A 12,406-nucleotide genomic window follows, 5' to 3' on the forward strand; every position below is an offset into this window, starting at 1 on the left:
TTTATTGCGGCAGTTTCGACACGGAGACATGCTGGAGCAGGTCCGCGACCGAGGTTTGCATCGTGTCGGTGAACGGCGCCGGGTACAGGCCCATGGCGATCACGGCGATGGCCAGGATGCCGAGCATGACGAATTCACGCGTGTTCAGGTCCGTCAGTTCGGCGACGTGCTTGTTGGCGACAGCGCCGAAGACAACGCGCTTGACCATCCACAGCGAGTAAGCCGCGCCGAAGATCAGGGCGGTCGCCGCCAGCATGCCGATCCAGAAATTGAATTCGACGGCGCCCAGGATGACCATGAACTCGCCCACGAAACCGGAGGTCGCCGGCAGGCCGCAGTTGGCCATCGAGAACAGCACGATAAAGGCGGCGAACTTCGGCATGCGGTTGACCACCCCTCCGTAGTCGGCGATCTGGCGCGAGTGCATGCGGTCGTACAGCACGCCGATACACAGGAACATGGCGCCCGAGATGAAGCCGTGCGAGATCATTTGCACGATGCCGCCCGAAACCGACATCTGGTTGAACATGAAAAAGCCCAGGGTCACGAAACCCATGTGCGCGATCGACGAATAGGCGACCAGTTTTTTCATGTCTTTCTGGACCAGCGCCACGAGGCCGATGTAGATCACGGCGATCAGCGACAGGGTGATGATGAAGCTGCCCATGTAGTGCGATGCGTCAGGGGTGATCGGCAGCGAGAAACGCAGGAAGCCGTAGGCGCCCAGTTTCAGCATGATCGCGGCCAGCACGGCCGAACCGCCCGTTGGCGCTTCGACGTGGACGTCCGGCAGCCAGGTGTGGACCGGGAACATCGGCACCTTGACGGCAAACGCCATCAGGAAGGCCAGGAAGATGAAGATCTGCTCTTTCATCGTCAGCGGCAGTTTGTGCCACGTCAGGATGTCGAAGCTGCCGCCCGAGACGTTGTACAGGTAGATGATGGCGACCAGCGTGAGCAGCGAACCGAGGAAGGTGTACAGGAAGAACTTGAACGACGCGTACACGCGGTTCTCGCCACCGAACACGCCGATGATGATGAACATCGGGATCAGGGTCGCTTCGAAGAAGAAGTAGAACAGCAAGCCGTCCATGGCGCAGAACACGCCGATCATCAGGCCCGACAGGATCAGGAAGGAACCCATGTACTGGGCCACGCGCTTTTCGATCACTTCCCAGGCCGAGATCACGACGATCACGGTGATGAAGGCCGTCAGCGGCACGAACCACAGCGACAGGCCGTCGATCGCCAGCGAGTACATGATGTTGAAGCGGCCGATCCACGGCGTGCTTTCGACGAACTGCATGCCGTGGGCGGCGTTGTCGAAGTGCTGGATCAGCGGCAAGGTCACCAGGAAGCTGGCGATGGAGGCGATCAGCGCCATCCACCGGGTCATGCCCGGCTTGTCGTCGCGGCCTATCGCAAGAATGGCCGCGCCAAGGACGATCGGGAGCCAGATCGCCAGGCTCAGATACGGAGGGAAGTTAGAAATCGTAGACTGCATCATGTTTTGTTGTCTTTGCGTGTCTGATTAAGCGTGCCAGAACGGGAGGAAGTACATCAGTGCGCCAAGCACGCCGATGATCATCACGAACGCGTAATGGTAGATATAGCCGGTCTGTCCGAGACGGACGATGGACGAGAACCAGCCAACCACTTTCGCGCTTCCGTTGACGACCAGGCCATCGATCAGGCCCTTGTCGCCGATATTCCACAGGCCGTTGCCAAGCAGGCGCGCGCCACCGGCGAACACCACGTCGTTGAACTTGTCCATGTAGTACTTGTTGTCCAGCAGCGTATGGATGGCCGTGAATTTGGCAAAGAACCAGGCCGGTACACGCGGATTGACCATGTAGCAGTAGTAAGCCGCGGCCACGCCGGACAGGGCCAGCCAGAACGGCGCGGTTTGCAGGCCGTGGATGACCATGCCGACCGGGCCATGGAAGCCTTCGGCCAGTGCCTTCATGGCGCCGTGGTTGTCGCCGACGGTGATCACACCCTCGAAGAATTTACCGAACAGCATAGGCTCGATGGTCAGGAATCCGATGATCACCGATGGAATGGCCAGCAGGATCAGCGGCAGGGTCACCACCAGCGGCGACTCGTGCGGCTTCTGGCCCGGGGCCAGGCCGTGGTGCGCGTGCGCGGCCTCTTCGTGATGCGCGTCGGCGTCGTGCGCGTGCGCATCGGCGTGCTTGGCGTCGTGCTTCGCAGCGTTCTTCTTGGCGTTCTTCTTGGCTTGCTTGGCATCGTGCTTTGCGTCGTGCGCATGATGGTCATGCCCATGCGCCTTGCCGAAACGCTCTTCGCCGTGGAATACCAGGAAGTACATGCGGAAGGAGTAGAACGCCGTGACGAACACGCCGGCCAGCACAGCGAAGTTGGCAAAGCCAGCGCCCCAGATATGGGTCGCGTGCACCGCTTCGATGATGCTGTCCTTCGAGTAGAAACCGGAGAAGAACGGGGTACCGATCAGCGCCAGGGAGCCGAGCAGCGCGGTGATCCAGGTGATCGGCATGTACTTGCGCAGGCCGCCCATGTTGCGGATGTCCTGGTCGTGGTGCATGCCGATGATGACCGAGCCGGCGCCGAGGAACAGCAGCGCTTTGAAGAACGCGTGGGTCATCAGGTGGAACACGGCGACCGAGTAGGCGGACGAACCGAGTGCCACCGTCATGTAGCCGAGCTGCGACAGGGTCGAGTAAGCGACCACGCGCTTGATGTCGTTCTGGATGATGCCCAAAAAGCCCATGAACAGCGCCGTGATCGAACCGATCACCAGCACGAACGACAGCGCCGTGTCGGACAGTTCGAACAGCGGCGACATGCGCGCCACCATGAAGATACCGGCGGTCACCATGGTCGCGGCGTGGATCAGTGCCGAGATCGGGGTCGGGCCTTCCATCGAATCGGGCAGCCAGACGTGCAGCGGGAACTGGGCCGATTTGCCCATCGCGCCGATGAACAGGCAGATGCAGGCAACCGTGAGCAGCATCCAGTCCGAACCGGGCAAGGTCATCAGGGCCAGCGCTTCTTTTTTGGCGAACACTTCGGTGTAATTCATGGAACCTGCGTACGCCAGCAGCAGTCCAATACCCAGGATGAAGCCGAAATCGCCGACGCGGTTGACCAGGAACGCTTTCATGTTCGCAAAGATCGCGGTCGGGCGGGTGTACCAGAAACCGATCAACAGATAGGAGACCAGGCCCACCGCTTCCCAGCCGAAGAACAGCTGCAGGAAGTTGTTGGCCATGACCAGCATCAGCATCGAGAACGTGAACAGCGAAATGTACGCGAAGAAGCGGTTGTAGCCTTCGTCTTCGGCCATGTAGCCGATGGTGTAGATGTGCACCATGAGCGACACGAAGGTGACCACGCACATCATCATCGCCGACAGCGCATCGATCTGGAAGCCGACTTCCATTTTCAGCGTGCCGACGGTCATCCAGTTATAGATGGTGCCGTTGAAGCTGGCGCCGTCGAGCACGGCCATCAAGGTCTGCACCGACAGGACCAGCGCGATCAGCACGCCCAAAATCGTGACGGTATGCGACGTTTTACGGCCGACCAGGTTACCGAAGAATTTTGTTCCGAACAAGCCCGCAATCACAGCACCAGCCAGCGGCGCCAGTGGTACGGCAAGAAGGACGTTAGGGTTAAGAAGTTGCCCCGCCATGTTGAACCTTAATCGTTATGTATTCGAGTATGAATGTAAGCGCCAAACGGACCGGATTAGCCTTTGAGGGTATCGAGGTCTTCCACATTGATCGTGTCCAGGTTACGGAACATGACCACCAGAATCGCGAGGCCGATTGCCGATTCGGCGGCGGCCACGGTCAGGATGAAGAAGACGAAGATCTGCCCCGCCGCGTCGCCCAGGTAGTGGGAAAACGCGATGAAGTTCAAATTCACGGCCAGCAGCATCAATTCAATCGCCATCAGCAGGACGATGACGTTTTTGCGGTTCAGGAAGATCCCGACGATCGAGATCGCGAACAGGATCGCGCCCAGGACCAGGTAGTGTGCGAGCGATAAGGTCATTTTGTCTCCTTGGGGGCAGCCGGTGCCGCAGCGTCGGCCTGGGCTTCGGCGGCGGCCAGCGCGGCCGCCTTCGATGCCGCGTCGATGGCGGGCTGGTCGACCGTGGCCATCTTCACGATGCGCAGGCGGTCGTTGCGCTTGACGCGCACGGCATCGCCCGGGTTGAAGGCCTTGGTGTCCTTGCGGCGGCGCAGGGTCAGCGCGACGGCGGCAACGATGGCCACCAGCAGGATCGCCGCGGCGATCTCGAAGCCGAGGATGTACTTGGTGTAGATCAGCAAGCCCAATTCCTTGGTGCCGCCGATGTTCGCGCCGACCGTTTCGGCCTCCTGCTCGAACTTCATGAAACCGCGCCACAGCACCGCCGCCATTTCCAGCACGATGAGCGCGCCGATGCCGGTGGCCAGCGGCAGGTAGGACCAGAAGCCCTCCCGCATGCGGTCCATATTGATATCGAGCATCATGACCACGAACAGGAACAGCACCATCACCGCGCCGACATACACGAGCACCAGCACGATGGCCAGGAACTCGGCCTTGAGCAGCATCCAGATGCCGGCCGCATTGAAGAACGCCAGCACCAGGAACAGCGCCGCGTGGACCGGATTGCGGGCAGTGATAACGCGGGTCGCGGCGAGGATCATAATCGCCGAGAACACGTAGAACAACACAGTTTTAAATTCCATAACTAACCCAGAGGACTTGCAGATAAATGGCTAATACAGCGTGTGCTAAATACAGCATTTGCTGAACGACTTAGCGGTAAGGAGCATCGGCTGCGCGCGCGGCGGCAATGTCATCCTCGTAGCGGTCGCCGACAGCGAGCAACATCTCTTTCGTATAGTACAGATCGCCGCGTTTTTCGCCGTGGTATTCCAGCACGTGCGTCTCGACGATCGAGTCGACCGGGCAGGATTCTTCGCAAAAGCCGCAGAAAATGCACTTGGTCAGGTCGATGTCGTAACGCGTGGTGCGGCGCGAACCGTCGTCGCGCTGTTCCGATTCGATCGTGATCGCCATGGCCGGGCACACCGCTTCGCACAGCTTGCAGGCGATGCAGCGCTCTTCCCCGTTGGGGTAGCGGCGCAGCGCATGCAGGCCGCGGAAACGCGGCGACATCGGGGTCTTCTCTTCCGGATACTGCACGGTGATCTTGCGCGAGAACGCATAGCGTCCGGTCAGCGCCAATCCCTTGATCAGTTCGGTCAGCAGCATGCTGCTGAAAAAGTCTTTCACTCGTTCCATTATCTCTTCCTTACTTCCAAATATTCCAGGATGTCTGCATCCAGCCTGCGACCAGGACCAGCCAGAACAGGCAAATCGGAATGAAAATCTTCCAGCCGAGGCGCATGATCTGGTCATAGCGGTAGCGCGGGAAGGTGCCGCGAACCCAGATGAACAGCGAGACAATCACAAAGGCCTTGGCGAACAGCCAGAAGAAGCCGAGGAAGCCGCCCAGCACGCCGCCAACTTCCAAGAAGGCGAACGGCGCGTGCCAGCCGCCCAGGAACATGATCGCTGCCAGGGTGCCGATCAGGATCATGTTGGCGTATTCGGCCAGCATGAACATGGCGTAGGACATGCCCGAGTACTCGACCATGTGGCCGGCCACGATTTCCGATTCGCCCTCGACCACGTCGAACGGGGAACGGTTGCATTCGGCCAGACCCGAGGTCAGGTAGACCACGAACAGCGGCAGCAGCGGCCACACGTTCCACGACAGCATGGAGACGCCGTGCGCCACGCCCCAGCCCATGTTCTGGCCGGCGACGATGTCGGAGAAGTTCAAGCTGCCCGAGACCATCAGGATCACCACCAGCACGAAGCCGATGGGGATTTCGTACGAAATCATCTGGGCCGAGGCGCGCATCGCACCCATGAACGAGTATTTCGAGTTCGACGCCCAGCCGGCGATGATGATGCCGTACACCTCGATCGAGGTGATCGCCATCAGCAGCAGCAGGCCGGCATTGACGTCGGCCAGGGCGATGCCGGGACCGAACGGCACCACCACCCAGGCGGCCAGCGCCGGCATGATGGTCATGATCGGACCGAGCACGAACAGGCCGCTCGATGCCTTGGCCGGCACCACGATCTCTTTGAAGAGCAGCTTGAGCGCATCGGCGATCGGCTGCAGCAGCCCCATCGGGCCGACGCGGTTGGGACCGACGCGGATCTGGATCCAGCCGATCAGCTTGCGTTCCCACAGGGTCGCGTAGGCAACCAGGCCCATCAGCGGCAGCAAGACGCACATGATCTTGGCCATGGTCCAGATCAGCGGCCAGACGTAGCCGATGTTGGTCGCGCCCCAGGCGTTGATGCCATCAATCATTTCAGGCAGAGCCATCAGACCCCCTCCCCTGCTTTTTCAACTGTAATTGCACCGAACATCGCGCCGAGCGTGGCGGTAGCCGGGTGCGCCGAGGCGACACGCACGGTGTTCGCCGGCAGGCGGGCATCGATGCCCGCCACCAAAATGGCCGAACCGGAACCCTGCGACACCTTCACTTTGGCGCCAGCCTGCACGCCGAGCTTGTCGGCCAGGGCCGACGGCAGGGTGACCAGCGGCGCGTTGGCGTCGGCGGTGCGCAGCAGCGGCTCGGAACGGCGCGCGATGGCGTCGGCGAAATAGATCGGCACGTCGGTCACGCGCTCGAGGGCAGCACTGGTGCCGAAGGTCGCGGACTTCAGGGCGGCCTTGGCGGTGTTGTTCAGCTTGGCCGAGAGGTCGGTCACGCCTTTGCCGAACAGCTCGTCGCGGATCGCTTCGGAGGTGTCGTACTCAAAACCGGACAGGCCCAGCAGGTTGCCCAGCACGCGCAGCACTTTCCATGCCGGACGGGTGTCGCCGAGCGGCTTGACGGTGCCGTTGAAGCTTTGCGCGCGGCCTTCGCAGTTCACGAAGGTGCCCGAGGTTTCGCTGAATGGCGAAATCGGCAGCAGCACGTCGGCGTACTCGAATCCATGCTGGAAGGCCGACATGACGACGACCATTTCGGCAGCGTCGAGCGCGGCGCGCGCTTGCTGCGGGTTGGCGCAATCGAGCTCGGGCTCGGCGTTGAGCAGCACGTAGGCTTTTTTCGGTACCGAGAAGGCCGGTGCGGCGTTCCTGGCGGTCGCGCCGACGAGGTAGCCACCAACCGTGTTGGCAGCTTCCGTCAGGTAGCCGAATTTGGCGCCGGTCTGTTCGGCGATCCACTGCGCGGCCGCATGCAGCGCGGACGCTTGCGGGTGGTGCGCGGCGGCGTTGCCCATCAAGACCACGCCCGGCAGGTTCTCGTCGCCGGTGTTCAGGCTGGCGGCGATGGCCTTGGCAGCGTCGGTGGCTTCAATATTCTCGAAACCGGCCGGGGCAGCGACGCCCTTGGCGGCGGCAACAGCGGCAACGATGCCTGACAAGGCAGCGAGCCAGTCGGACGGCGCGGCGATGATCTTGTTGGCGGTCGGGATCAGGAGTTCGTCATCCGACGCGTGCACCAGCGACAGCTTGGCGCCGCTCTTGACCGCGGCGCGCAGGCGCGTGGCGACCAGCGGGTGATCCTTGCGCACGAACGAACCGATGACGAGCGCGCGCTTGACAAGCGACAGGTCGGCGATCGGCATGCCCAGCCAAGGGGTGACCTGGCCGTCCAGCGCGAAGTCGCTCTGGCGCAGGCGGAAGTCGATATTCTCGGAACCGATGCCGCGCAGCGCCTTTTGCAGCAAATGCAGCTCTTCGACGGTCGAATGCGCGGTGGCGACGGCGGCGATGCTGTCGGCGCCATGCTCATGCTTGATGTTGCGCAAGCCGTGCGCCACGTATTCGAGCGCGGTCTGCCAGTCGGTCTCGGCCCACTGGCCGCCCTGCTTGATCATCGGCTTGGTCAGACGCGACTGGTTATCCAGCGCTTCGTACGAGAAACGGTCTTTGTCCGAAATCCAGCATTCGTTGATGCTATCGTTTTCCAGCGGCAGGACGCGCATGACTTTGCCGCCCTTGACCTGGACGATCAGGTTGGTGCCGAGCGAATCGTGCGGGCTGATCGATTTGCGGCGCGACAGTTCCCAGGTACGGGCGCTGTAGCGGAACGGCTTCGAGGTCAGCGCGCCGACCGGGCACAGGTCGATCATATTGCCCGACACTTCAGAATCGACGGTCTTGCCGACGAAGGAAGTGATTTCAGCGTGTTCGCCGCGGCCCAGCATGCCCAGTTCCATGACGCCGGCCACTTCCTGGCCGAAACGCACGCAGCGGGTGCAGTGGATGCAACGGGTCATTTCCTGCATCGAGATCAGCGGGCCGGCATCTTTCGGCGGAACCACGCGTTTTTCTTCTTCGTAGCGCGAGTTCGATTTGCCGTAGCCGACCGCCAGGTCTTGCAACTGGCATTCGCCGCCCTGGTCGCAGATCGGGCAGTCGAGCGGGTGGTTAATGAGCAGGAATTCCATCACGGATTTCTGTGCCTGTACCGCCTTCTCGCTGTTCGAGCGCACGATCATGCCCGCCGATACCGGCGTGGCGCAAGCCGGCAAAGGCTTCGGTGCCTTCTCGACTTCAACCAGGCACATGCGGCAGTTCGCTGCGATCGACAATTTCTTGTGATAGCAGAAGTGCGGAATGTAGGTGCCCAGCTTGTTGGCCGCGTCCATCACCATGCTACCCGGTGGGACTTCTACCTTCTTACCGTCAATTTCAATTTCAACCATGAGAGTTCTCTGGCCTTAGATATAAGCGGGCACCAGACAGTGCTTGTGCTCGATGTGATATTCAAATTCTTCGCGGAAGTTCTTCACGAAAGCGCGTACCGGCATCGCCGCCGCATCACCGAGGGCGCAAATGGTGCGGCCCTGGATGTTGTCGGCGATCGAGTTGAGCATGTCCAGGTCGTCGGGACGGCCCTGGCCGTGCTCGATGCGGTGGACCATGCGGTACATCCAGCCCGTGCCTTCGCGGCACGGCGTGCACTGGCCGCAAGACTCTTCATAATAGAAATACGACAGGCGCAGCAGCGACTTGACCATGCAGCGCGTCTCGTCCATGACGATCACGGCGCCCGAACCGAGCATCGAGCCGGCCTTGGCGATCGAATCGTAGTCGAGATCGGTGTTCATCATGACGTCGCCGCGGATCACCGGGGCGGACGAACCGCCGGGAATGACCGCCTTGATCTTTTTACCGCCGCGCATGCCGCCAGCCAGTTCCAGCAGCTTGGCGAACGGCGTGCCGAGCGGCACTTCGTAGTTGCCCGGCAGGTTGACGTCGCCCGAAATCGAGAAAATCTTGCTGCCGCCATTGTTCGGCTTGCCGATGGCGGCGTACTTCTCGCCACCCATGTTCAGCAGGAACGGCACGGCGGCAAAGGTTTCGGTGTTGTTGATGGTGGTCGGCTTGCCGTACAGGCCGAACGAGGCCGGGAACGGCGGCTTGAAGCGCGGCTGTCCCTTCTTGCCTTCGAGCGACTCGAGCAGCGCAGTTTCTTCGCCGCAGATGTAGGCGCCGTAGCCGTGCGCGGCGTGCAGCTGGAAGTTGAATTCGCTGCCCATGATCTTGTCGCCCAGGAAGCCGGCGGCACGCGCCTCGTCCAGTGCGTCTTCAAAGCGCGCGTATTCGGCCCAGATTTCGCCGTGGATGTAGTTGTAGCCGACCGTGATGCCCATCGCGTAGGCGCCGATGGCCATGCCTTCGATCAGCGCGTGCGGATTGTAGCGAATGATGTCGCGGTCCTTGAACGTGCCCGGCTCGCCTTCGTCGGTGTTGCAGACGAGGTATTTCTGGCCCGGGAACTGGCGTGGCATGAAGCTCCACTTCAGGCCGGTCGGGAAACCGGCGCCGCCGCGGCCGCGCAGGGAACCGGCTTTCAGTTCGGCGATGATCGCTTCCGGCGTGATTTTCTCTTCCAGGATGCGGCGCAGCGCGGAATAGCCGCCGCGGTTCACGTAATCCTGCAAGTGCCAGTTCTGGCCGTCGAGGCCGGCCAGGATGACCGGGTCGATGTGACGTGAATGGAGCGATGTCATTTCTTGAGTTCCTCGACGAGTGCGTCGATCTTGCTATCCGACATCAGGCTGCACATGCGCTTGTTATTGACCAGCATCACCGGCGCATCGGCGCAAGCGCCCATGCACTCGCCTTCGACCAGCGTGAACTGGCCGTCGGCCGAGGTGGCGCGGTAGCCGATGCCGAGTTTTTCCTGCAGATAGTGACCGGCGTGCTCGCCGCCCGACAGGGCGCACGGCAGGTTGGTGCACACGGTGATCTTGTACTTGCCGACCGGCTTGACGTTGTACATATTGTAGAACGTGGCCACTTCCTGCACGGCGATGGCGGGCATGCCGAGGTAATCGGCCACGTCCTGCATCACTTCCGGCGGGAGCCAGCCTTTTTCATCCTGCGCAATGGCGAGCGCCGCCATGACCGCGGACTCTTTATGGTCGGGCGGATACTTGGCGACTTCACGGTCGATTTTTTTGTATGACTGCTCTGATAACAACATGGTTGTGCCTCAAATGGTCGACAGCTTAGCGGTCGATACTGCCGAATACGATGTCCTGGGTGCCGATGATGGTGACGGCGTCGGCGAGCATGTGCCCGCGCGCCATTTCGTCCAGGCTCTGCAAGTGCGCATAGTCCGGGGTGCGGATCTTCAGGCGGTACGGCTTGTTGGCGCCGTCCGACACGATGTAGATGCCGAACTCGCCCTTCGGATGCTCGACCGCGGCATACGCCTCGCCCGGCGGCACGTGGAAGCCTTCGGTAAACAGCTTGAAGTGGTGAATCAGCGATTCCATGTTCGACTTCATCTCGGTGCGCTTGGGCGGCGCGACCTTGTGGTTGTCGGTCATGACCGGGCCCGGGTTGGCGCGCAGCCAGGCCGACGCCTGCTTGATGATGCGGTTCGACTGGCGCATCTCTTCCACGCGCACCAGGTAGCGGTCGTAGCAGTCGCCATTGGTGCCGACCGGGACGTCGAAATCCATCTTGTCGTACACGGCGTACGGCTGCTTCTTGCGCAGATCCCACTCCACGCCCGAGCCGCGCAGCATGGCGCCGGTAAAGCCCATGGCTTTGGCCGCTTCCGGGCTGACCACGCCGATGCCGACCGTACGCTGCTTCCAGATACGGTTGTCGGTCAAGAGCGTTTCGTACTCGTCCACATAGGTGACGAAACGCTTGCAGAAGTCGTCGAGGAAGTCGAGCAGCGAGCCCTGGCGGTGTTCGTTCAGTTCGTCGATGGCCTTGGCGCTGCGGATGATCGAGGCCTTGTGCTTCGGCATCGCGTCCGGCAGGTCGCGGTACACGCCGCCCGGGCGGTAGTAGGCGGCGTGCATGCGCGCGCCGGAGACCGCTTCGTAGCAGTCGAACAAGTCTTCGCGGTCGCGGAACGCGTACAGGAACGGACCCATCGCGCCGACGTCGAGCGCGTGCGTGCCGAGCCACATCAGGTGGTTCAGCAGGCGCGTGATTTCGTCGAACATGACGCGGATATACTGGGCGCGCACCGGTACCTCAATCCCGAGCAGCTTCTCGATCGCCATCACATAGCCGTGCTCGTTGCTCATCATCGACACATAGTCGAGACGGTCCATGTACGGCACCGATTGCAGGTAGGTGCGGGTTTCGGCCAGCTTTTCGGTGGCGCGGTGCAACAGGCCGATGTGCGGGTCGGCGCGCTGGATCACTTCGCCGTCGAGCTCGAGCACCAGGCGCAGCACGCCGTGCGCGGCCGGGTGCTGCGGACCGAAGTTGAGGGTGTAGTTCTTAATTTCAGCCAAGGTTTTTGCTCCCAGGATTCATCCCGTAGGTTTCTTCGCGGATCACGCGCGGAATGATTTCACGCGGCTCGATCGTCACGGCTTGGTAGATCACGCGCTTCTGTTCGGGGTCGTAACGCATTTCGACGTAACCGGACATCGGGAAGTCCTTGCGGAACGGATGGCCGATGAAGCCGTAGTCGGTCAGGATGCGGCGCAGGTCGTTGTGGCCTTCGAACAGGATGCCGTACAGGTCGAACGCTTCGCGCTCGTACCAGTTGGCCGAACGCCACAGCTCGACGACCGACGCCAGTACCGGCGTGTCGTCGTCCTCGGCGAACACGCGCACGCGCACGCGCCAGTTGTGTTCGATCGACAGCAGATGCGAGACGGCCGCGAAGCGCGCGCCATCCCAGGTGCCTTCGCCGTAGGTGGAGTAATCCACGCCGCACAGGTCGAGCAATTGTTCAAATTTGAGCGCGGGATGGTCGCGCAGGGTCTGCATCGCGGCGATATAGCCGGCGGCCTTGACCACTACGGTCACCTCGCCCAGCGCCACGCTGATAGCGGCGCCCTCACCCAGTGCGGTGCGCAGGGCGAGTTCAAGGGCTTCGAGTTTTGTCGTCATGGTGGA

The 12,406-nt window shown here is 61.6% G+C and carries 11 protein-coding genes; all 11 read right to left on the reverse strand.

Translation table 11 applies throughout. The features are described 5' to 3' along the window. Nucleotide 1: 1 nt before the first annotated feature. Entirely contained in the window at nucleotides 2-1,507 is a 1,506-nt protein-coding gene (locus RBA41_RS13240; RefSeq protein WP_306624416.1) for an NADH-quinone oxidoreductase subunit M, read from the reverse strand. 24 nt (nucleotides 1,508-1,531) lie between these two features. Next, the gene (gene nuoL / locus RBA41_RS13245) at nucleotides 1,532-3,676 is read right to left on the reverse strand and encodes an NADH-quinone oxidoreductase subunit L (protein WP_306624417.1); all 2,145 of its coding nucleotides are present in this window, start codon (nucleotides 3,674-3,676) and stop codon (nucleotides 1,532-1,534) included. A 56-nt stretch (nucleotides 3,677-3,732) separates the two neighbouring features. After that, complete coding sequence (gene nuoK / locus RBA41_RS13250) at nucleotides 3,733-4,041, reverse strand: NADH-quinone oxidoreductase subunit NuoK (RefSeq protein WP_099876580.1); 309 nt, start codon at nucleotides 4,039-4,041, stop codon at nucleotides 3,733-3,735. Next, a complete protein-coding gene (locus tag RBA41_RS13255; RefSeq protein WP_306624418.1) occupies nucleotides 4,038-4,727 on the reverse strand; it encodes an NADH-quinone oxidoreductase subunit J in 690 nt (229 codons plus the stop codon). Before RBA41_RS13255 ends, nuoK begins: the two co-directional genes overlap by 4 nt. A 70-nt stretch (nucleotides 4,728-4,797) precedes the next feature. Beyond that, a complete protein-coding gene (gene nuoI, locus RBA41_RS13260) occupies nucleotides 4,798-5,286 on the reverse strand; it encodes an NADH-quinone oxidoreductase subunit NuoI (RefSeq protein ID WP_054263642.1) in 489 nt (162 codons plus the stop codon). 10 nt (nucleotides 5,287-5,296) lie between these two features. Further along, entirely contained in the window at nucleotides 5,297-6,388 is a 1,092-nt protein-coding gene (gene nuoH / locus RBA41_RS13265; protein WP_306624419.1) for an NADH-quinone oxidoreductase subunit NuoH, read from the reverse strand. After that, nucleotides 6,388-8,727, reverse strand: a complete 2,340-nt coding sequence (gene nuoG, locus RBA41_RS13270) for an NADH-quinone oxidoreductase subunit NuoG (protein ID WP_306624420.1) — start codon at nucleotides 8,725-8,727, stop codon at nucleotides 6,388-6,390. Before nuoG ends, nuoH begins: the two co-directional genes overlap by 1 nt. A 15-nt stretch (nucleotides 8,728-8,742) precedes the next feature. Beyond that, complete coding sequence (gene nuoF, locus RBA41_RS13275) at nucleotides 8,743-10,038, reverse strand: NADH-quinone oxidoreductase subunit NuoF (protein ID WP_054263645.1); 1,296 nt, start codon at nucleotides 10,036-10,038, stop codon at nucleotides 8,743-8,745. After that, complete coding sequence (gene nuoE, locus RBA41_RS13280; RefSeq protein WP_054263646.1) at nucleotides 10,035-10,514, reverse strand: NADH-quinone oxidoreductase subunit NuoE; 480 nt, start codon at nucleotides 10,512-10,514, stop codon at nucleotides 10,035-10,037. The genes nuoF and nuoE overlap by 4 nt, the downstream gene beginning before the upstream one ends. Before the next feature lie 25 nt (nucleotides 10,515-10,539). After that, on the reverse strand, nucleotides 10,540-11,793 hold the full coding sequence (locus tag RBA41_RS13285) for an NADH-quinone oxidoreductase subunit D (RefSeq protein WP_099876561.1): 1,254 nt from the start codon (nucleotides 11,791-11,793) through the stop codon (nucleotides 10,540-10,542). Continuing rightward, nucleotides 11,786-12,400: an NADH-quinone oxidoreductase subunit C gene (locus tag RBA41_RS13290; RefSeq protein ID WP_099876559.1), complete on the reverse strand. Its 615-nt coding sequence runs from the start codon at nucleotides 12,398-12,400 to the stop codon at nucleotides 11,786-11,788. The genes RBA41_RS13285 and RBA41_RS13290 overlap by 8 nt, the downstream gene beginning before the upstream one ends. Nucleotides 12,401-12,406 lie beyond the last annotated feature (6 nt).

This window comes from Massilia scottii, from assembly GCF_030846495.1.
Classification (GTDB): Bacteria; Pseudomonadota; Gammaproteobacteria; order Burkholderiales; family Burkholderiaceae_D; genus Telluria_A; species Telluria_A violaceinigra.

Excerpts from the sequence above, each read along its gene's own strand:
- RBA41_RS13290 (WP_099876559.1), bottom strand. The coding sequence starts at position 12,400 with ATGACGACAAAACTCGAAGCCCTTGAACTCGCCCTGCGCACCGCACTG.
- RBA41_RS13240 (WP_306624416.1), bottom strand. The coding sequence starts at position 1,507 with ATGATGCAGTCTACGATTTCTAACTTCCCTCCGTATCTGAGCCTGGCG.
- nuoG (WP_306624420.1), bottom strand. The coding sequence starts at position 8,727 with ATGGTTGAAATTGAAATTGACGGTAAGAAGGTAGAAGTCCCACCGGGT.
- nuoL (WP_306624417.1), bottom strand. The coding sequence starts at position 3,676 with ATGGCGGGGCAACTTCTTAACCCTAACGTCCTTCTTGCCGTACCACTG.
- nuoF (WP_054263645.1), bottom strand. The coding sequence starts at position 10,038 with ATGACATCGCTCCATTCACGTCACATCGACCCGGTCATCCTGGCCGGC.
- RBA41_RS13255 (WP_306624418.1), bottom strand. The coding sequence starts at position 4,727 with ATGGAATTTAAAACTGTGTTGTTCTACGTGTTCTCGGCGATTATGATC.
- nuoK (WP_099876580.1), bottom strand. The coding sequence starts at position 4,041 with ATGACCTTATCGCTCGCACACTACCTGGTCCTGGGCGCGATCCTGTTC.
- nuoE (WP_054263646.1), bottom strand. The coding sequence starts at position 10,514 with ATGTTGTTATCAGAGCAGTCATACAAAAAAATCGACCGTGAAGTCGCC.
- nuoI (WP_054263642.1), bottom strand. The coding sequence starts at position 5,286 with ATGGAACGAGTGAAAGACTTTTTCAGCAGCATGCTGCTGACCGAACTG.
- nuoH (WP_306624419.1), bottom strand. The coding sequence starts at position 6,388 with ATGGCTCTGCCTGAAATGATTGATGGCATCAACGCCTGGGGCGCGACC.